The organism is Runella zeae DSM 19591, from assembly GCF_000423565.1.
Lineage (GTDB): Bacteria > Bacteroidota > Bacteroidia > Cytophagales > Spirosomataceae > Runella > Runella zeae.
In genome coordinates this window covers 148,655-169,879 of the sequence record NZ_KE384043.1, presented here as the reverse complement: position 1 = coordinate 169,879, position 21,225 = coordinate 148,655, and the positions used below count along the sequence as shown (strand labels likewise).

General features: G+C 42.5%; 12 protein-coding genes. 2 read left to right on the top strand and 10 right to left on the bottom strand.

The window, feature by feature from the left end; translation table 11 throughout:
* Positions 1 to 39: 39 nt before the first annotated feature.
* Complete coding sequence (locus tag G563_RS0129700) at positions 40 to 1,140, bottom strand: Gfo/Idh/MocA family protein (protein WP_028668538.1); 1,101 nt, start codon at positions 1,138 to 1,140, stop codon at positions 40 to 42.
* A gap of 153 nt (positions 1,141 to 1,293) precedes the next feature.
* Here G563_RS0129700 and G563_RS0129695 point away from each other — a divergent pair, with 153 nt between their 5' ends.
* On the top strand, positions 1,294 to 3,825 hold the full coding sequence (locus G563_RS0129695) for a M14 family metallopeptidase (RefSeq protein WP_028668537.1): 2,532 nt from the start codon (positions 1,294 to 1,296) through the stop codon (positions 3,823 to 3,825).
* 88 nt (positions 3,826 to 3,913) lie between these two features.
* Here the strand turns inward: G563_RS0129695 and dapA are convergent, their stop codons facing one another.
* From dapA to G563_RS0129650, 8 genes are all read right to left on the bottom strand, one after another.
* Positions 3,914 to 4,798, bottom strand: a complete 885-nt coding sequence (gene dapA, locus G563_RS0129690) for a 4-hydroxy-tetrahydrodipicolinate synthase (protein WP_028668536.1) — start codon at positions 4,796 to 4,798, stop codon at positions 3,914 to 3,916.
* 82 nt (positions 4,799 to 4,880) lie between these two features.
* Positions 4,881 to 6,110: an aspartate aminotransferase family protein gene (locus G563_RS0129685; protein ID WP_028668535.1), complete on the bottom strand. Its 1,230-nt coding sequence runs from the start codon at positions 6,108 to 6,110 to the stop codon at positions 4,881 to 4,883.
* A 98-nt stretch (positions 6,111 to 6,208) separates the two neighbouring features.
* A complete protein-coding gene (locus tag G563_RS0129680) occupies positions 6,209 to 7,588 on the bottom strand; it encodes a RagB/SusD family nutrient uptake outer membrane protein (protein ID WP_028668534.1) in 1,380 nt (459 codons plus the stop codon).
* Between the two features lie 33 nt (positions 7,589 to 7,621).
* Positions 7,622 to 10,717, bottom strand: a complete 3,096-nt coding sequence (locus tag G563_RS0129675; RefSeq protein ID WP_028668533.1) for a SusC/RagA family TonB-linked outer membrane protein — start codon at positions 10,715 to 10,717, stop codon at positions 7,622 to 7,624.
* 415 nt (positions 10,718 to 11,132) lie between these two features.
* Positions 11,133 to 12,329, bottom strand: a complete 1,197-nt coding sequence (locus G563_RS0129665) for a hypothetical protein (protein WP_028668532.1) — start codon at positions 12,327 to 12,329, stop codon at positions 11,133 to 11,135.
* A 72-nt stretch (positions 12,330 to 12,401) separates the two neighbouring features.
* Entirely contained in the window at positions 12,402 to 13,238 is an 837-nt protein-coding gene (locus G563_RS0129660) for a type 1 glutamine amidotransferase (RefSeq protein WP_028668531.1), read from the bottom strand.
* 177 nt (positions 13,239 to 13,415) lie between these two features.
* Positions 13,416 to 14,558 (bottom strand): Gfo/Idh/MocA family protein, encoded by a 1,143-nt coding sequence (locus G563_RS0129655; protein WP_028668530.1) that lies wholly within the window; start codon positions 14,556 to 14,558, stop codon positions 13,416 to 13,418.
* A gap of 54 nt (positions 14,559 to 14,612) precedes the next feature.
* Positions 14,613 to 16,247, bottom strand: coding sequence for a sulfatase-like hydrolase/transferase (locus tag G563_RS0129650; protein WP_028668529.1), 1,635 nt, complete (start codon positions 16,245 to 16,247; stop codon positions 14,613 to 14,615).
* Between the two features lie 247 nt (positions 16,248 to 16,494).
* On the opposite strand from G563_RS0129650, the gene G563_RS36230 reads away from it, so the two are divergent.
* Positions 16,495 to 19,269 (top strand): putative LPS assembly protein LptD, encoded by a 2,775-nt coding sequence (locus tag G563_RS36230; RefSeq protein ID WP_229598585.1) that lies wholly within the window; start codon positions 16,495 to 16,497, stop codon positions 19,267 to 19,269.
* On the opposite strand, the gene G563_RS0129640 is transcribed toward G563_RS36230, so the two are convergent.
* The gene (locus G563_RS0129640) at positions 19,262 to 21,211 is read right to left on the bottom strand and encodes an asparagine synthase-related protein (protein WP_084651011.1); all 1,950 of its coding nucleotides are present in this window, start codon (positions 21,209 to 21,211) and stop codon (positions 19,262 to 19,264) included. The two genes, G563_RS36230 and G563_RS0129640, sit on opposite strands and share 8 nt — an antisense overlap.
* Between the last annotated feature and the right edge of the window lie 14 nt (positions 21,212 to 21,225).

The following is a 21,225-nucleotide window of genomic DNA, read 5'->3' as shown; positions in this document are numbered from 1 at the left end:
GTAGCCCTCGCCGCTTTTTTAATGATTTTCAACCAAATGCTAAAGCATTATTTTCTTTCCACCCGCCGCAATCGACTTATAGATAGCATCTATGATTTTCATATCTTTTAGTCCTTCTTCGCCAGTTACATTGGGGTCAGGTTTTCCATTCAAAATACAATCTGCCAGACCATCCATTTGCCAAGTTTGATGCATTTTTGAAGTATCCCAGCTCATTTCGCCTTTGTGGGTACGTCCTTTGATAGGGCCATATCCATAAGCAGGGCTTAATTCTACAAATCCTTTGTCGCCTACTACGTAGAGCCGCTCAAAATTATTGAAGTTGTAAGTAGTAGCACATGAAGCAATCACACCACTCGGAAAACCCATTTGCCAGGTGATAGTTTCATCTACTTCCTTAAACTTCACGGGGTCAGTTTTGGCCTCTTCGGCCGAAATCCACACGGGTTCTTCGCCCGTGGCATAGCGAGCTGCATTGATACAATAAATCCCTACGTCCATCAGTGCTCCACCTCCTGCTAGTGCTTTTTTGAGACGCCACTGATTAGGGTCGCCACTTTTAAATCCAAAATAAGCATTTACGTGCATGATTTTGCCTAGCTCTCCCGCTTTTCGCATCCGTATGAGTTCACGGGTATAAGGCTCAAAATGCATCCGATATCCTATGTAAAGTTTTACCCCTGCTTTTTTGCAAGCAGCTATCATTTCTTCTGCTTGCTTGACACTCACGCTCATCGGTTTTTCACAAATCACGTGTTTGCCCATTTTAGCCGCTCGTATCACGTATTCGTGGTGCATGGAATTGGGCAAAGTGACGTACACAGCATCTACGTCAGGATTATCTTTGAGTTTTTCAAAATCTTTGTAACTGTAAAAATTGGCTTTGTCTACTCCAAATTTACTCGACCAAGTATCGATTTTAGAAGGAGTTCCGGTTACCCCTCCCACCAACCTGGCCTTTTTGCAGTCTTTCATAGCCGTAGCCACGCGCTCTGCATAGCTACCAAGCCCTACCAATACCACGCGGAGTTGTTTGTCAGGAGCTAAGGCCTGAGCCTCAGTACTTGCCAAAGATGATAACAAGGGCAGGCTAAAGGCCGAGCCGCCAAGTTCAAGTAAAAAATCACGACGAGATTTCATGAATTTATTGAAGTTAGTTTCTTTAAAAAGCAATTACACGGTATTTTCTATGGTCATTATGACTAATTTTATGAGATACTTTCAAAATAACTTTGTCTATATTTGTTCCTACATTACATCAGCAATAGTCTGTTTATCTTCAAACCAAACCAAATGAGAAACTTTACTTTCGTCTTTCTTGGACTACTCCTTGCTTTCCAGTCTTTTGCGCAACTTCAATCTCCGAGTCAATTTTTTGGGTTTGCTCCAGGTGAGCAACTAGTACCTACGCATCGCCTGTACCAATACGCCGAGCATGCCGCCCAACAAGTACCCACCAAAGTAAAATTGATGAGCTACGGTACTACTTTTGAAAAACGCCCCTTGATGATGTTGGTCGTTAGTTCAGAAGAAAATATGCGTAATTTAGAACAAATCCGTACCGACCACCTCAAAAGTATCGGTCTGATGAGTGGCGCCCCTACTACCAAAACCCGCCCTTCCGTCATTTGGATGAGCTACAACGTACACGGCAATGAAGCCACCAACTCCGCCGCTTTTCCTAAAGTATTGCACGAATTGCTGGCAGGGGGAGCAGTAGCTGACAAAATCTTAAAAAATGCTATCGTGATTTTGGCTCCTTGTCTCAATCCCGACGGCCACGACCGCTACGTAAATTGGTATAATCAAAAAATTGGGGTTTCGCCCAATGCCAATACGTCAGCATGGGAACATGGAGAGCCTTGGCCCGGCGGACGCTACAATCATTATCTCTTTGACCCCAATCGCGACTGGGCATGGCAAACCCAAGAAGTGATGCGGCAGCTAGTAGCCGAATATCATAAATGGATGCCTCACGTTCACGCTGATTTTCACGAAATGGGTCCCAACAGCCCCTATTATTTTGCCCCTTCTGCCAAGCCTTATCACGAAGATATCACTCCTTGGCAACGCGAAATGCAAGAAGTAGTAGGTAATTACAACAAAAAATATTTTGACCGTAACAATTGGCTATACTATACCCGCGAGCGTTTTGATTTGCTCTATCCTAGCTATGGCGATACTTGGCCTACTTACAACGGTGCCATTGCGATGACTTACGAACAAGGTGGCGGTGGCATCGCCGGACTTGCTTATGAGCGTACCGAAGAAGGAGATACACTACGCCTCACCGACCGCGTAGCGCACGTATCTGCCGCTAGTATTGCAACAATGGAGGCCATCGCCGACCGTTCTACGAAGGTTGTAGATGAGTTTATTAAGTTTTATGACCGAAACCAAAACAATCCTGTAGGGCCATACAAATCATATGTTGTAAAAACTACTGGTGATGAAGGACGGGTAAAGGCCTTAAAAGAACTTCTCGACAGAAATCAAATCCGATATGGCTATGCTTCTGACACCAAGTCATTGACGGGTTTCAATTATCTTACCCAAAAAGACGAACCTTTCAAAACCGAGGCTGGTGACTTGGTGATTAGCGCCTATCAACCTAAATCCAACTTATTGAAGATTTTGTTTGAAATCAAACCTATGTTGGAAGATTCGGTCACTTATGATATTACCTCATGGTGTGTGCCCTTAGCCTTTGGTGCCAAAACATACGCTACCAAAGAAAAGCTTACCCCTACCGCCTCCCCTAAAGCTACTCCCGTGGCTCCTATTACCATCAATAAGCCTTATGCGTACATAATCCCCTGGAAATCAGCCGAAGATGCTAAATTTTTGGCAACTATTCTAAAAAATAAAATCCGTGCTCGCGCTGCCGAAAAACCTTTTGAAATCGACGGTAAAACTTACGCCCAAGGTACACTTATCGTCACCAGAGCAGGAAACGAATCTCTCGGCGACGCTTTCGACAAAATCATCCAACAAGAGGCTAGTAAATTGGGAGTGCCTTTGGTTGCTACGGCCAGTGGCGCAGCTAGCAAAGGCTCCGATTTTGGCTCAGATTATGTTTTTAATATCAAAGCTACTCCACGCATTGGGCTCATCGCCGGGGATGGTACTTCGATGACAAGCGTGGGCGAAGTGTGGTATTTCTTTGACCAAGAACTCAAATACCCCATTACCTTGCTTGATCCAAACAGCCGTTTTAGTGGAGGGATTCCTTTCTCTAAGTTAGATGTACTTATTATCCCAACGGCCTTTGGTAGTAATTTGCTGAGAGAAAATCAGTTCCCTGCCCTACGTGATTGGCTTCGCGGCGGTGGTAAGCTTATTTTGATGGAAACAGCCACCAATTTCTTGGCCGACAAAGACGGTTTTGGTCTTAAACGTAAGAAAGAAGATACTAAAAAAACGGACAAAAAAATCGCCACAGATTCCTTAAAAGTATACGCTAACCGCGAAAGAGAATCGGTCTCAGACGAAAGTCCAGGGAGTATTTATAAAATCAAATTGGACAATACTCACCCACTCGCATTTGGGTTTCCGGATTATTATTTCGCTCTCATCAACAATGTCTACAACTACGATTTTCTCAAAGATGGTTGGAACGTAGGTTACCTCAAAAAAGAAAAAGATAGCTATGTTGCGGGTTTTACAGGCAGCAATGTCAAAGAAAAACTGCAAAATACCTTACTTTACGGAGTAGAAGAGGTGGGTCGTGGCAAAATAGTATATATGGCCAACAACCCGCTTTTCCGTGGATTTTGGTACAATGGAAAACTGTTGTTTTCAAATGCCGTTTTTATGCTTCCTTAGTAATATTTACTTCCAACAAAAAAGGTGTTTCTCGTCAGAAACACCTTTTTTGTTGACTCAACTTCTATTTTCTTGCGTGCCTTAGCCCTTAAATAAAGCCTTCCTTTTTCATAATCTTTTCTAAGGTAGCCCCCAATTCGTCCGATGCTTTTACCAATGGTAAACGCACTTCTGCCCCACAGATACCCTTGATTTCAAGGCATTTTTTGATACCAACTGGATTTGATTCTGCATACAACGGAGCATCCATATCCAAGAACCTACCTTGAATTGACATCGCTTCTTCAGGCCGGCCTTCAAGGGCATGCCAAGTCATCTCCGTAAATTCTTTGGGAAACGCATTGGCTATCACCGATATGACTCCCTTCCAGCCTACACTAATCATAGGAGAAACGTGATTGTCGTCTCCTGAAATCAGTAAAAAATCGGCAGGACAAACCTTCGCCAATTCCATATATTGGTCAAAATTGCCACAAGCATCCTTGATTCCGATGATATTTGGGTGATTGGCTAACTCCGCAATCGTCTCTACTTTCATATTAACTACCGTACGGCCGGGTACATTATACAAAAACACTGGTACCGGACTTGCATCCGCGATAGCCGTAAAGTGCGCAATCAGTCCTTTTTGAGAAGGTTTATTATAATAAGGACATACCGACAAAATCGCATCTACTCCTGTCAGGTCTGTACTCTTGATAGTTTCTAATACGGCACGCGTATTATTACCCCCTAAACCATACACGACAGGAAGCTTTTTGGGGTTATTTTCTTTCACAAACTTCAACAAATCCAACTTCTCTTGGGAAGTAGTCGTAGAAGTTTCGCCGGTGGTACCCTGAACCACCAGATAATTTACCCCTCCTTCACTCACAAAATCAAGTAGTGCTTTAAGGGCCGAGAAATCAATATCATGATTGGCGTCAAAAGGAGTGACTAGCGCTACGCCTACGCCGAAAAATTTGGTGTCCATTTGGTTTGTGTTACGGACTTCCAGTCCGTCAATAAATACTGGTAGGTGATTTCAATAAACGCTGCAAAGGTATCAAAATTTGTCAATCAATTGCTTCTAAAATTACATTGCAGGCCGTGAGAATTTGTGATTCTGAAATAATGAGTGGCGGAGCCAATCGCATGGAGTTGTCACAAAACAAAAACCAATCTGTAATTACCCCATTTTCAATCGCTCGGTCAATAATGGGTTTTAATGCGTCAAAAGACTCAAACTCGACAGCCAACATTAAGCCTTCTCCTCGTATTTCTTTGATTTTAGGATGAATGAGCGTCTTCTTTATCAATTCACCTTTTTCTTTTACGGTCAACGTATCGCCCTTGCCGCCATATCCCATTCCTTCCCCTATCACTTCCAAAGTAGCCAAAGAAGCCGCACAGCTTACGGGATGCCCCCCAAAAGTGGTAATATGCCCCAGAATGGGGTTATTTTTAAAAACCGACATTACTTCTTGCGAAGCGATAAACGCCCCAATCGGCATTCCGCCTCCCATACCTTTCGCACAAAGCAACACATCAGGTCGCACGCCGTATTGCTCAAAAGCCCAAAAACTTCCTGTTCGTCCAAACCCAGTCTGAATTTCGTCAAAAATCAACAGCGTACCTGTTTCGGTGCATCTTTGTCTTAATGCTTGATGATACTCACGCGTCGGCACCCTTACGCCTGCTTCGCCCGAAATTACTTCAATAATAACAGCCGCCGTATGATTAGTGATTTTCCCTAAATCGTCTATACGTCCGTGCGTTATGTGTTTAATATCTGGTAACAAAGGCCGAAAATTACGCTTAAAAAACTCCGCCCCTGCCAAGCTCAAGGCCCCTTGCGTAGAACCATGATAAGCATTGTAGCAAGAGATGATTTCGTGACGACGGGTATATCTTTTGGCCAATTTCATGGCTCCTTCTACCGCTTCTGCGCCCGAATTGGTAAAATACACATTATCAAGTTTGGGGACATTATCGTTGTTTTTTACTTCCAATGTTTTCACCAGCGCTTGTGCCAATCTCACTTGGGGTGTTTCGATGTATTCGCCATACACCATCAGATGTAGGTATTTGTCCAGTTGCTGCCGAATCGCCTCCAGTACCTTAGGATGCCGATGCCCTACATTGCTTACCGCAATCCCCGAAATCATATCTACATACTTTTTTTCTCCTTTTCCATATAAGTAAATCCCCTCGGCTTTTTCGATTTCTAAAGCCAATGGAAAATCGGAGGTTTGAGCAAGATGATTATAAAAAAGCTGCTGACGATGCGAAAGAAAATCTGACATACTTACTTCAAAATGGTTGATAATAGCTGCAAATATCTACAAAAAAACCCTGCTCACCGAAGTAAGCAGGGTTTTAGTGATGATTATACTTCTATGATTTAGTATCCTTCATTTTGAACCAATTGCGTGTTTACATCCATTTCGCGTTGGGGAATGGGCAAAATCAGCTTAGGCGAGTTAAAAGGCAAAGCCCCTACCGTTCCTCCTGTACGTTTGATATCATGAAGCGCATGACCTTCAAAAGCAAGCTCTAATTTACGCTCTTTTAAGATAGATGCCAAAGTAACGCTTGTCACGCTAGGAAGTCCTGCACGTGTTCTGATGGTATTGATATCTTCTACAGGAGTAGCCCCTACCGCAGTACCCAATCGAAAATTGGCTTCGGCACGCGTCAGAATCATTTCGGCTAAACGAACCACAGGCACATGTCCAAAACGATCCAAAAACTTATAAGTGAAAGTATTGGCCGTGGGTTTGATAAAAAAAGCACCACGTGCATCCCCTGCTTCATATAGAGCAATGTGGTCAGGTTGGACACGAATATCGCCACGCCCAGCCGTCCCCGGAATAGAGCCTATAGTAGTTCCAAAAAACGTATTCATCCCATTAAACCCATCTTGGTCGTTGACTTGAATGGAGAATACATACTCTGCGGGAGTACCTCCATTATTGTTAAGTTTTGTATTAAAAGCCATCCCAAAAGGTGTTACCAAACGATAGCGATTTGAAGCAATCACTCTGTTAGCAGCATCTCTAGCGGCGGCATAGTTGCCTTGCTGAAGGTAGATACGAGCCAAAATCGCAGCCGCAGCGCCTTTAGTAGCATAAGCCCCATTTGTAGCAGGCAAGAGTTCTTCGGCTTTAGTCAAGTCTTCAATTGCTTGCGTATACACTTGTGCTACTGTACTACGTGGAACTTTATCAGCATCTGTAACATCAGCGGTGGGCTTCAATACCAGCGGTACGCCTAGATTGGTAGTATTGCTGCCATCACCCCATTGTTTGGCATATAAACGTACCAACTCAAAATAAACTGCTCCTCTGATAAAACGAGCCCCCCCTTCAACCGCACTTTTTTTGGCGTCTGTTACCTTATCAATATTTGCCAATACATTGTTGGTGCGGTTGATAGTTAAATAAGAACGCATCCAAAGCCCCTCAGCCGTCGAATTGATGGTAGTAATTTCCTTTCTGAAAAGTTCTTGCAAATTAGCAAATGTACCTCCGAAACGAACCTCATTAGTAACTGCCGCCAATAACTCAGAAGTATATTGGTATCCTCCAGCGTAAGTATCGCCGTTGGTATTGGCCCCCTGCAAGCCGTCATAAGCTCCAATCAACGCTGCTTCTACGTCTTTAGAAGCACTGAGTGCCACATTCTGATCAATGGTTTGGGTAGGAGACACATCCAAACGCGACTGACAACTGTCAAGCATTACCAATACGCCTATGATATATGGAATGAATATTTTTTTCATAGTGAATAATGTTTTTTTTGATGGTGAAGTGAATTAAAATCCGATGTTGACGCCAAACAAAATGGTACGAGGCTGCGGTGGTGTGTAAAAATCATTGCCTTGCGCAAAATTGCTCGTAAACGTATCAGAGTTTACTTCAGGATCCCAACCTTTATATTTGGTAAAAGTAGCAAGGTTCATGGCGGAGAAATAAACCCGCACACGGTCTATTTTCAAACGTTGAGTCAAGTTTTTAGGAATCGTATATCCAAGACTGAGAGTCCGCAACCGCAAATAAGAACCATCAAATATATAACGGCTAGAAGGTTGACTACCATTCGTAATCAGATAACGTGCCTGTGGCACATCAGTATTACGATTTTCGGGAGTCCATGCATTCAATTGGTCGGTAGTTTGGTTATCCTCATAAATACCATTGGCCGATGAGTACTGTCCTACTCCGTAAAAATTAACATCATTTCCTGCTACTCCATTAAAGAAAATACTGAAATCAATACCTCCATAAGAAAGGGTATTGGTAATACCTCCGATAAATTTCGGATTAGGATTTCCTACCACTACTCTCTCGGTTGAGTTATAGCCGCTGTTGGTAACTGTGCTACGATCTATGCTACCATCAGGATTTTTGGTGTTTTTATAAAACAAAGCGTCCCCGTTGTTAGGGTCAACTCCTGCATACTCACGCGTAAAAAACACGCCGATAGGTTGACCTTCCATGACACGGTTCATGTTTCTTACCCCTCCTTCGATAATCTGCCCCTGGACGTCGGTTACTTTATTGGCATTGGTAGCGATGTTGAAAGAGGTGTTCCATTTGAATTTACCAACTGTATTTTGAGTATTCAGTACAAATTCCAAGCCTTTGTTTTCAAGCGCACCTACATTTTTGAATTGACGTGCAAAACCCGTTGTACCTGGCACATTTACTTCCAAGAGTAAATCAGTTGTCTTTTTTACGTAATAGTCAATTTCACCGTTGATACGATTGTTGAGAATACCAAAATCAATTCCTATATCTACCTGACGACTACTTTCCCATTTCAAATCAGGGTTAGCAATTTGTGAAGGTCGTTGTCCAGGAGCACCTACGTAGCCCGCATCTCCCTGAAAAAGACCCAATTGTGGAAAATCTCCAATCTCGGCATTCCCAGTCAATCCATAACTTGCCCGAAGTTTGAGGAAACTAATGAGGTTATTATTTTTCAAGAAATTTTCTTCCGAAATCACCCAACCAGCGGATACTGAGGGGAAGAATCCGTAACGAGAATTTTTACCAAACCGCGATGACCCTTCTACCCGCGCACTTGCTCCTAGCAAATAGCGGTCGTTGAAGCGGTAGTTGACCCTTGTGAAATAAGACAAGAATCGATAATTGGTTTCGGTACTAGTTCCATCAGATTTGACAGCAGCACTCGCAATTTTACGGTATGAATCAGAAGGAAACTGAGTACCTTCTACATAATTACGCTTGGTTTGAGATTGTTGATACGACATTCCCAAAGTGGCATCAATACTATGCCTTCCAAAATCCTTTAGATAATTAAAGAAATTATTGGCGTTATAATTGGTCACAAAAGTCCCATAATTGGCACCGATTCCATTAGAAGCACGGCTCTGATTACGCACCGTTTGGCTTTGGAAATAGGCCTCTTCATTCATATTCAATAAATCCAGTCCCCATTCGCTACGAAACTTAAGCCCTGGCAAAAGATTTACTTGTGCATAAGTATTGGTCAGGTTGCGATAAGAAGTCTGTACAAAATCTGCGTAATCAATACTCAAAATAGGATTGTAATAAAGCGGGATATTTACATCACCCGGAGGCGCACCTGCGGGCAAATTGGTGTTAGGATCAATAAAAGGCGTAAACGGTGTCAAGGCTGCCATCTGCAAAGGATTTGAGAAGGCATTGTCGTCGGGCAAACGCCAGTTGTCAGTACGAGCCAAACTCATCATAAGACCTACATTGAGCCAATTAGTCGCTTGGTGATCTACATTCAAACGCCCAGAAATACGCTCAAGTTTGTTACCGATGATTGTACCCGTTTGGCTCAAATATTGACCCGACATAAAAAATTTAGTTTTTTCATTCCCTCCACTCAACTGAAGGTCAATCTGTTGCATTGGCCCTTTTTGGAAAGCTTTCTCTTGCCAGTTGTTATCAGTTTGTTTGGGAGTACCGTAAGTACCATAGCTGTAATATTCCAAAAACCCATCCGGTCCAAACAAGTATTGCGTATTAGAGCTAGGGTCTTCAGGACTTAGGCCGTCTAGTTCATCCACGTAACCAGCTGCTTGGCGATAAAACTTCTCGTATTGTTCGGTATTTAAGAAAGGCAAACGGCGCGTAGCTTGCGCCACCCCTGCCTGATAGTTAAACGAAATATTGGTCTTGCCTGCCTTACCTCGTTTGGTTGAAATAAGCACAACGCCGTTAGCAGCCCTAGCTCCATAAATTGCCGCTGCCGAAGCATCTTTCAAAATCTCAATTGATTCAATATCATTTGGATTAATATCGGCGAGGGGGTTAGTTTCACCTCCGTAGTTGGATTGGTCACCACTTGTTACAGGGATTCCATCTACTACATAAAGTGGCTGACTACTCGCACTGATGGAAGAGTTTCCACGCACACGTACTGTGATTCCTTGCCCTAGTTTTCCACTACCCGAATTGACAAATACCCCGGCGGCCTTTCCTTGCAAAGCAGCATCCACACTAGGCGTAGGCATATTTTCAATATCCTTGGACTTTACTTGGGCGATATTGCCCGTCAAATCTCGTTTGATTTGTGAACCATAACCCGTCACCACGATTTCGCTCAAAGTTTTGGTATCAACACTAAGCTGTACATTAATTACAGAACGGGCACCTACTTTTTCTTCGATAGAAGTAAACCCTACAAAACTAAAAACTAATGTAGCATTATTAGGTACAGATACCCGATAGTTTCCTTCTGCATCGGTATTGGCACCGCGAGTGGTACCTTTTACTGAAATAGATACTCCTGGCATACCTACTCCATCCTCAGCCGTAGTGACTTTACCTGTCACTACCGTGTCTTGTGCTCTTAGAGCAAGACCCGACATACACGCCATCACTAATAGGCTCATACGTAGAAATTGTCTCATACTTGATTTGTTAGAAGTTGATAAAATATAAAAATTGAAAAATAAATACGATAAATACCTTCCCTCTGTCAAAAGATTGGGTTTATTCTTAAATAAGAGCCATAGCTACTACAAAGTAGTTAGCTATCCCCTATATCACAGCTGGCTCGAAAAATCTTACAAGGAGATAAATTTGTGAAAGCCCTTTCTTCACAAACACAGGAAGTACAAAAATGGCAGATAGGGTGATATAAAAAATCACCTTTTTTTCGGTATTTTCCAGCTTTTACGTAAAAGTGTTTCAAAATATAAAGCAAAATTTTAGTGTAGATAACCTAATCTCTATACAAAAATATAAAAATCAAGGTAATAAATTCAAAATTGTGCAATCAAACATTTCCCCCAAAAAAGGGGAAGCCCAATACACCATTTTAGGCTATGGTTCGTAGAAGCAGGTAGTCCCACCCACCCAAGTAAAGTCTTTGTTGAAACTTACTCCAATCATTTCACCTCTACTCAGACGGCTCAAACTCGTCAACAACTCTGGACGAGGGGCATTGTCTTTCCATACATAGAGCATTCTGATTTCGCATTTTACAAGCCCATCTGGCGCTTGAATGACTGGCTCATAATTCACTTTTCTTTGCAAAATCCAATTTTCCGGATCACAGATTTCTTTTAAATCTTGTAATTCTACGTGGATTTTTACGCCACTTCCCGCAAATGAAAAAAGCGGTTTGAGTACATAATTTTCTAAATCTGCGGGAAACTCATCCCCATATTCGCTCAAAAAACGGGTTTCTGGCACATAGGGACTCTGAAGATACGGAAGCGTATATTTGCTGATACGAAAAAACCAGTTGGGATGCCCTACCCATGTTACATCTATGTCGTCGGTAAGATTAAAATCGGTCTGAAGGTCAGGAAAATTGGTCAAATCGTCAAAAATCAAACGATTGTAAATACGCTTAATTTCAAGCTCACGACCGTCTTTTTCGTAATATAGTTTACGATCCTTTTTCTTTATTTTGGTATAACACACCGCTTTTACGCCCAAAAAAGCCTCAGTAACCGTAAAATCTATCCGTGTTTTTTGCTGCTCAGGATATATTTCTAGCAAAATCACATTTTCAGGGTTTTCGTCTGCCACAATCACCTCTTTCAGCTTGGCGATGTATTCGGCTTGGGTTCTAACTCCACTGAAATAATTACTAAACTCGGCCGGAATAGGGAAATACTCACGAAATTTTTCTGTCACATAGCTCTGAAATCCAAAAATAGAAGGAAAACCCTGCAATTCAATTAGTTGCGGAATCAGTTCTCCGTCACTATCCTTACATATTGCAAAGTCGATTGCCAAAAAGGAAGCATGGTCGTTTTCATGGGGTACATGTTGGCCCAGAGGTATGGCGTGTTGAGTTTTGACCTTAAAATGTGGTCCTACAATGACATCGACAAATGACTCACAAGCTTCAATAAGTTTGTTTTTAAGAGCCGCTGGCACAAACACGGGTGTTTCGGCTACGCGAAAATCCAGTTGTTCAGGCCAATCAGCCTTGATACCTTCCACAAATTCGTGGTATTTTTCTTCGCTAAAAGCTGCGTTGTAGTTTTGCCGGTACGTCGAAATCATAGGTTATAAAGGCTTTTGTTTTGATGAAAAGGGAGTTGTTTTGATTAATACCCCAAATACGTAAAAAAAATGCTATGATACTACTGCCACTGCATTCATCAATTGCTCGGCAGCACGTCGGAGAAAAGTGGGAATAATCGCCGTCTCCGTACGCATAATTTTTTCAGGGTCTTGCAAAGAATCAACCATGCTGTTGTATTTAGCTTCTCCGTAGTTTTTGATGATACCTTCCCGCTTTTCGTCTTTCTGAAAATGCCGAAGCATTCCTTCAGCATCCGCTTCAGGATGAAACTGTGTTCCAAAAATCTCCCGCGAAAACCGCACCGCCATCACCGCCCGTTCGAGGTCTACATGTAAGCGTTCTTTTTCAATACAAAGCACTTTAGCGCCCAAACGCTCCAATTGTTTTGGGTCGGTTTTGATCACTTGAAAATCCCTTGAGTCTACTGCATAAAAAGGATCTGGAAGTTCTTTAAAAATAGGCTCTTGAAGTCCAAAGTGGGTTTTGTGCATCGGAAAAATCCCGAAAGATGTTTTACGTCGTTTACAAACCAGCCCTATTTCCCAGTGAATACACGCCATTTGGAAGGAATGACAAATCAACATTAAATGTTTTTTTTGCGGATGATGAGGCTGTCGATTATACTGCCAAATCTGATCAAGAAGCATAAAAAATGGTTTCTCCCAAGGCTCCCCCGAAGGTACGGGATTGCCTGGCCCGCCAGAAGAGATGAAAATATCATAACTTAAGTCAGGAACCTCATTTTTTTGTCTGACATCAAATACATCGTAAGTTCCTACTATTCCTTCTTGCGCCAAAAACTGACCCACCAAGGCTTTGATACAACGCATGCCTTCGTTGGCATAGCCGTCGTACATATCCAAAATCGCAATCTTAATCCGCTCCATGAGCTTTGGGGTTAATTGGTACTAAACAAAATAAGAAAAATCGTACTTTCACCTGATTTTTAAGCGCTATTTCTAGACCTTTAAATGGTGGAAGTACGATTTGAATCAAAAATAAATTCGCCGCAAAGTTACGAAATTATTATCGTTTTGTCCAGTATGCTTACTGATTGTCAGTTACTAAACCTGAACCCAACGCTGCTCGCGGCTACTTTGTACAATTTTATCGCACAATTTTAGCTCGCGCAATCCATCCGCAAAAGTGGGATAATTGGGCTTTTCGGGTTTGCCGTTGCGAATAGCCGCGTACACTTCTTTAAACAATTGCTTTGAGGTATCGGGGAAGCCCTCATTGTGACCGCCCGGGAAAGTAATCAACGCTCGCGCTTCTTCGTGTACCAATGCCGGGTCGCGGATGAGTGATTGATTAAATCCATCGCGACGACCAATCCACATTTCGTTAGGGGCTTCAGAACACCAATTGAAGGTTTGGTTTGAACCACTGATTTCGAGCGTTGCGCGGTTTTTACGCCCTGCCGATACCTGACTCACTGTAGCAACTCCTTTGTTTCCGTTTTCGAAACGGTACAAAATAGAAGCATAATCTTCGGTAGTAATAGGAACTTCTTCATAATCAGAAGCTTGTAAAAGCTTACCCGAGTAGGTAGCAATCGCTTTCTTAGGTTTCATACGGGTTTTGTGAACCGTATTGAAATCGGCCATTACTTCTGTGATGTGCAAGCCCGTGATGTACTCAATCAAGTCAAACAAGTGAGAGCCAATGTCGGCCACGGCACGCGAATCACCCGACTGCGACGGCTCTAAGCGCCAGTTGTAGTCAGTAGGTAAGAAAAGCCAATCTTGCAAATAGCTTCCTTGTACTGAATATACTTCGCCTAGTTCACCTTTTTCACGCATGGTTTTCATCTGGCGAATCAAAGGATAATAGCGCAAATTGAAGTGTACCGCATTGACCAACCCTAGCTTATCGGCTAGTTCAACGAGTTCTTCAGCCTCGGCGGTGTTGGTGGCCAAAGGTTTTTCACACACTACGTGCTTTCCAGCCAACAATGCTTTTTTCGACTGTTCATAGTGTAAGAAATTGGGCGTACAAATATGAACACACTCAACAGAATCGTCGCGAAGCAAGTCATCAAACGAATCATAGGCATTGGTGCCGAGCGTTTGGGCTCTTGCTTGGGCGATTTCGGCCGAAAAATCGGCAATCCCGGCTACTTCTACATCCGGCAATCGACGGAGCGCTTCGATGTGTGCGGGGCCAATGAAGCCGAGCCCTACCACAGCTACTTGAGTTTTTGACATAGTAGTTTAGTTTTGGAACGTGGGTTTTGAATAATGAGATTGGTTAGTGACCTACTAAAATTTTTGGGTTACGATATTGCTTTTGGTATAACCTATCCGATGTGCAATCACGTAGAGCGAATCACCCGAAGTGACACTTATAGGCTGAGTATATACCTTCCAACTAGGCTCTTCCCAGTGTTTTTTATAACCGATAGAAGCCCCTTTGGTGGCGCAAGATAAAGCAATTTTAGAAGATTTGGGAAGTATCTGTGGCGTTTGGGTCAGCGGAGGCTCGTCTTTTCCTCCCCACCATCGCTTTACCATGTCCATTTCAGGTTCTTGGGCCATATCTCCCACTTTCTGAATCCAGTCATTATATACTTTACGAAGTTTTGTCAATTGTGGCTGATAAGCAGGGTTTTCGGCTAAGTTGTTAAACTCAAAAGGGTCTTTGTCACAATCATACAATTCTTCCACTGCTTTGGTAGGTCTAAACCACTGCATCTGAGTCGGATTGAGCTTTCCCTCTTCTTTGAGCCTAAGAATCGACTGCATCGAAGGCTGCTGAAGCCGATAGCCTATATTCTGATAATGAGGCTTTTCGGGCATATAATTCCTTACGTATCGGTAGCGGTCGTCTCTTACCGTACGCACTCGATCGTATTCAGAATCCATGCGGTCGCGGGCGGCAAATACAAATTGCCGAGGATTTTTTGCTTTTTGTCCTCCCAAAAACGCCTGACCTTGCATATACTTTGGCACAGGGATATTTGCCAACGACAACATGGTAGGTGCCAAATCCACAAAACTAATCATCTGATTGTCAACCACATTTTTTTTATTATCAAAAGGATTCTTGATAATAAAAGGAACTCGTAAGCCTCTATCAAGCACTTCACGTTTGACAAACGGCAGCCCGTCGCCGTGGTCTGAAAAGAAGAAAACAATCGTATTTTGCTCCAATCCATCTTCTTTCAACTGCTGAAGAATGTTGCCCGCTTGTTGGTCCATGACCATTACATTAGACAAGTGCCGCGCTATATCCAAACGTACTTCTGGGGTATCAGGATAATAAGGCGGAACCTCGACTTCTTCGGGTTTCACTAAAAGCGGCTCTTTGGCTCTCACCCATACTTGTGACTCGTGCGTGGTAGTAAAATTAAATATGGCAAAAAAAGGTTGATTTTTGTCGGGGCGATTTCGCCAATGCGCTTTGTTGCTGCTCTCGTCCCAAGCAGTAGAAGGAGCTACAAACTGATAATCTTCCTTGGAATTGTTGGTACAATAATACCCCCCCTCACGCAAGTACTCCGAGAAGCATTTGACTTCCTCTGGCACTACCGCCGAATACCCTTTAAAACCAGAAGGATAAGCCTCTTTAGCCGCCGCCGAAGCTGCCAAGGTGCGCATGTTGTGAGTACCAATCGACTGCTGATACATGCCTGTGATAATCGCCGAACGGCTCGGCGCACACACTCCCGCTGTAGTAAACGCACGGGTGTATCGAGTGCCATTGGCTGCAAGTTCGTCTAAATGAGGGGTTTTGGCTAGCTTACTTCCATAACAGCCCAAATGAAAACTCATATCTTCGCACGTAATCCAGAGAATATTGGGGCGGGTTTGAGGCTCATGAGTGAGTTTATTTTTCACATTGAAACCCGTGGCAACCAAAAAAACGCATACCAAGCAAGCAAAAAAATATTTCATATAGAAGAGCCGATTAAAGAGAATGTTACCTTTTAAGTTGTTTTTGTGTGATTTTTACTGATATTTTCTACCTGTATCACTTATTCTCTCTTATCAATTTGATTTTCAATCACTATCCAACATCCCTTTGATTATCAACCCTTTCACACCTCTATGCACTTATCATTTAATAACTTTTAACAAAGTTTCCGCATTTCCAAACGCGTAATGATTTACTTTTGCGAATAAAGCACTTGTAAAATTGTCTTTGAAAAAATTAAAAGTTCTTGCAAAAGCCGCGAAATGGCTATTTTGGCTTCTGGTGTTAGGAGTCCATTTTGGGTCTTTCGCCCAAACATTAAGCCCGCGTAAGATTACGAATCCCGTTCGTTTGGACTCTATCAAACGAGCTACTCCCACCATTCCTGCGGTACTTCCTATACCTTCCGACAGTACCAAGTCTGATACCCTAGAAGCAGAAAGCGACCTCAAAAATACCGTACAATATAGTGCCCAAGACTCTACTATAATGGATCCGGGCGGGCAGGAAGTGCACCTCTATGGCAAAGCCAAAGTAACTTATGGAGCTATCATTTTGGAGGCCGACTATATTCGTCTCAACTGGAAAACCAACGAAGTGTTTGCCCGTGGAAATTATGATTCGACTTCTCGAAAGTGGATTGGTCAGCCTATATTTCAGGACAATGGAGAAAAATACGATACCAAAGAAATTCGCTATAATTTTAAAAGCAAAAAAGGCTTTATCAAGGGGGTAGTTACGCAGCAAGGCGACGGTAACATACGAGGCACGACCGTCAAAAAGGACGAAGAAAACAACATGTATATTCGAGGCTCGATTTATACCACCTGTAACCTTGCCCAGCCTCACTTCCACATTGCTGCAAAAAAAATCAAAGTCATTCCCGAAAAACAAGTCATTTCGGGGCCGTTCCATTTGGTAGTTTCCGATGTCCCTCTTCCATTTGTAGGGTTGCCTTTTGGTTTTTTCCCTGTTCCTAAGAAAAAAGAAATAGGCACCTCCGGTATTTTGATGCCTACTTATGGCGAAGAACCCAACGGGCGGGGGTATTATTTGAGAGATGGCGGCTATTATTTTGCCATTAGTGAAAAAATTAACTTGAGTCTCACTGGTCAGATTTATTCACGCGGGAGTTGGGGGATTGGAGTAGCCATGCCCTATGCCGTAAAATATCGCTTCAGTGGAAATTTCAACTTACGCTTCAATCGCAATGTTCAAGGCAATGAAATTAAGATTTTGAATCAGCCACGCAATGATTTCAGTCTCAATTGGAGTCATTCACCCGTACCACGTGGGACTTCAAGCTTTGGGGCTTCGGTCAACCTAGGTAGCAATAGTTTCAATCAGTTTAATGAATTCAATACTCAGAAATATATCCAAAACGTAGCTAGTTCGTCGGTTCAATATACCAAGCAATTTGGGCAGTTTGCCCGTATGGGAACAAGCGTGCGTGTTAATCAGCGTTTCCCAGATCGCTCTAAAGTCGATTCTACTGGTAAGCAAACAGACCCTGGTTCGATAGATGCCGGGATTGATTTCAACTTTGGAATTAACCAACTTGCCCCCTTCGCCCTCAAAGGGGGTACAGGCGCTTGGTATGAGAGTTTTCGATTGGGTCTGGATTTTAGTGGAGGCATTACTGCCAACAACACCATCGTATATGCCGACACTTCTAGTTCTCGTTTAGGATTTACTCTGGCGAATGCTCCCACAGTAATCACTCCCGAATCTGGTGCCCCTACCACCTATGCTCTCAACGCCCAAAACCTTCCTGAATTTATTAAAAACTCACAAATTACAGGTCGTTTTTCACTTCCTATTTCTTTGCCCAACATCAAGCTTTTTAAATACATCAATATTACTCCAGGCATTTCGCTTTCGGGTGAAACATTTACCAAAAAATTCAATTATGAATATGTAGGTAATAACCAAGTGCGAGTAGATACCCTGAATGGTTTTTATTTTGCTAACAACGTCTCGTTTAGTGCGAGTATGAACACTCGGATCTATGGGATGTTTCGAGTAGGAGGTAAACGCCTTGAAGCTATACGTCATACATTGATTCCATCTGCAAGCTTTAGCTATGTACCAGACCAATCTAACCTACTCCAACGTCTCACTGTAAACGAGCGCGGTGATGTAAGGTATCTTAATAGGTATCGAACTATTGGGGGCAATCTTACCACTTCTGGTACTTCAGCCGCAGGCATTACGTGGAGCCTTAATAACCTCTTTGAAGCCAAAGTACGTCCCAAATCCGACTCAAGTGGTAAGCAATTTGAAAAAATAAACATCCTCGACAACTTTAGCTTTAATGGCTCTTATAATCTTATGGCAGACTCTTTAAAAATGTCTGATATTAGTTTTAATACCAATGCTCGCATTTTTAAAGATTTGAACTTCAACCTTTCTGCCAACTTTGACCCTTATGCTTACGTAAAAGATGAACTCTATGGTACTACAGGGCGTAAAATCAATCGTTGGTCTTTCACACAAAATCAAGGTTTGGCACGCCTAAGCAATGTCAATGTAGCCCTCTCCAAAAGGTTTGCGCCCAAAGGAGCCGATAAACCTAAAAAAGCAAATACGCCCAATACCGAAGAACAACAGCGGATGATCAATGCCAACCCTGATGCTTACATAGATTTTAATATCCCTTGGACCTTGAGCATGAGTTATAGTTTCAATTATTCGCGCCAAGGGCTATCAGCTGGGACTACCATCCAAACCTTTCGTATGAATGGTGATTTTAGTCTTACCCCCAAGTGGAAATTTGTATTTGATACGGGTTTGGACATTGTAGCCAAAGCACCTTCTATTACCAATATCGGTATCACGCGCGATTTACACTGCTGGGAAATGTCATTTAACTGGACACCGTATGCAGGTTCAGGATTCCGTGCCAACAATTACAGTTTTGAAATCCGTGCAAAATCAGCCCTTCTGCGCGACTTGAAGCTTTCGCGACGTCGTACTTTCTATGACCAAGGTGGTTTTAGATAGACAATAACCATTGGGCGAGGTTTACTTCCCGCACAAATCGCGCAAGTCCCTTATATGCAGGGTTTGAAAACACTTGAATTGCCTTTTCAAAATAAGGGGTTAAGGTCTGACTTTGTGCTTCATCAAAAAACGAAGGCAATCGTTTTTGAGCTTTTATGAGCAATTCTACCATGTCCGTTCTTACCGCATTTAGTTGATTTTCTACTGACTCATTCATTGTCACTTTACTAGTACGTAGCCTTACTTTTTCGGGCAAGAAATCCTCCATCGCATGTCTGAGTGGCCCTCTCCGATAGCCACTATCAAACTTGAGACGATTAGGAATAGCTAAACATAACTCAATCAGTCGTTTGTCATAAAATGGATGTGCCACTTCATAGCCATACCAAGCCCCAATTTGCTCAAATTCTTCAATGCTTTGAAGCATTGCTTCATGCAAAATTTCCCCAACCAATTGATTCTCAACCTCCGAAAAACCATACGATGTGTTGATTTCTTTTGGGGTAGAATTTGGCGAAAAACTATTTTTCTTCTTTAAGATACGCGCATTGACATCTAATGGAACAAATTTCAAAGTAAAACTCCAACGCAATATTTCCAAGATTGCTTGTCCATAGTGCTTTTTATACCATTTTTTCTTGATATGCTGTTTGAAATAAATTTTTACAATGAATCCATATTTTTGACGAAAAGACCACGCATTCCACTCCTTGATTTGTGCCCCAAAATCTGCCACTAAAGCATAGTCGTGCATGAGTTCCATAAACTCTTTTTTTTGATGAGTTTCCAACAAAGAAAGAGGATATCCATGCCCGTATCCTACTACGCTATCACCATCATGACCTGTAAGTAAAAGAGTGCATTGACAAGCAGCTAAGGCTTCGGATGATGTGACGATATAATTTGGTAGTACCAAAAAGTAATGGGGATGTCCTAGTATATTAGACAAATTCCGACTTGATTCGCTCCAATCTAGGATAGGAAGTATATTTTGATGATGGTAATCGTGATGTGCTAACATCTCATTCACAAATTCTTTTTCATCCGCATTCCCTCCAATATCGAAGTACTGCGTCAAGAGTGATTGACCAAACACCAAATTTACTACGGCACAAATAGAAGAAGAATCTACCCCTCCACTCAAATGCGCGGCTAATAGCCCGTAACTGTCTATACGACATCTTACAGCCTCAAAAAAAGTAGCCCTAAAAACATCAAAATATTCTTGATCGCTCCTCAAGTTCTCAAAACGTTTCAAATCCAAATCCCAGCACTGCCGTGAGTCACATTTTCCAGCCTCAGCCCTCAACACATGCGCAGGCTGTACTGCCCTAATCCCTTCATAAAAAGAAGTAGGTTGATAAGGTTGACGATGCGCTTTCCACGAGACATATTCATGTATTTTTTCAAACGAAGGCCTGATTTGAACATTTGGCAAGGTCAATAATGCTTTGCTTTCAGACGCAAACGCAAAATACTCTCCTTCCAAATAATAATAATACAAAGGACGCGCAGCCACGTGGTCTCGCCCACAAATGATTTTTTGACGAGATTTATCCCAAATCACAAAAGCAAAATCACCCATCAAATGAAAGAGCAAATCTTCTCCCCAAAATTCGTAAGCAGCCAAAATAAGGGCTGTATTGCTGATTGAATTACGTAATTGTTGAAGCTCTCCCTCAAAAAAAGTTTTGAGCAACGTATCTCGATTATCAAGTCGAGCATCTGCTACTATCAGTATCCCTTCTGTACTTTCAAGCGGCCCCGTTTCTATTTTTGATAAGTCCGATACATTAAGTTTTAGATAAGCGACTGCTGCATGTTGGGTTGTTTTTTCAAAAACGCCATCTCTTGCGCGATGCTTCATGGCAAGTACCATGTGAGGGAGGTCATGCGGCTGCGGTTGTTTCTCAAAATAAATAATACCACAGATTCCAGACATGAGTTAAATGCTCA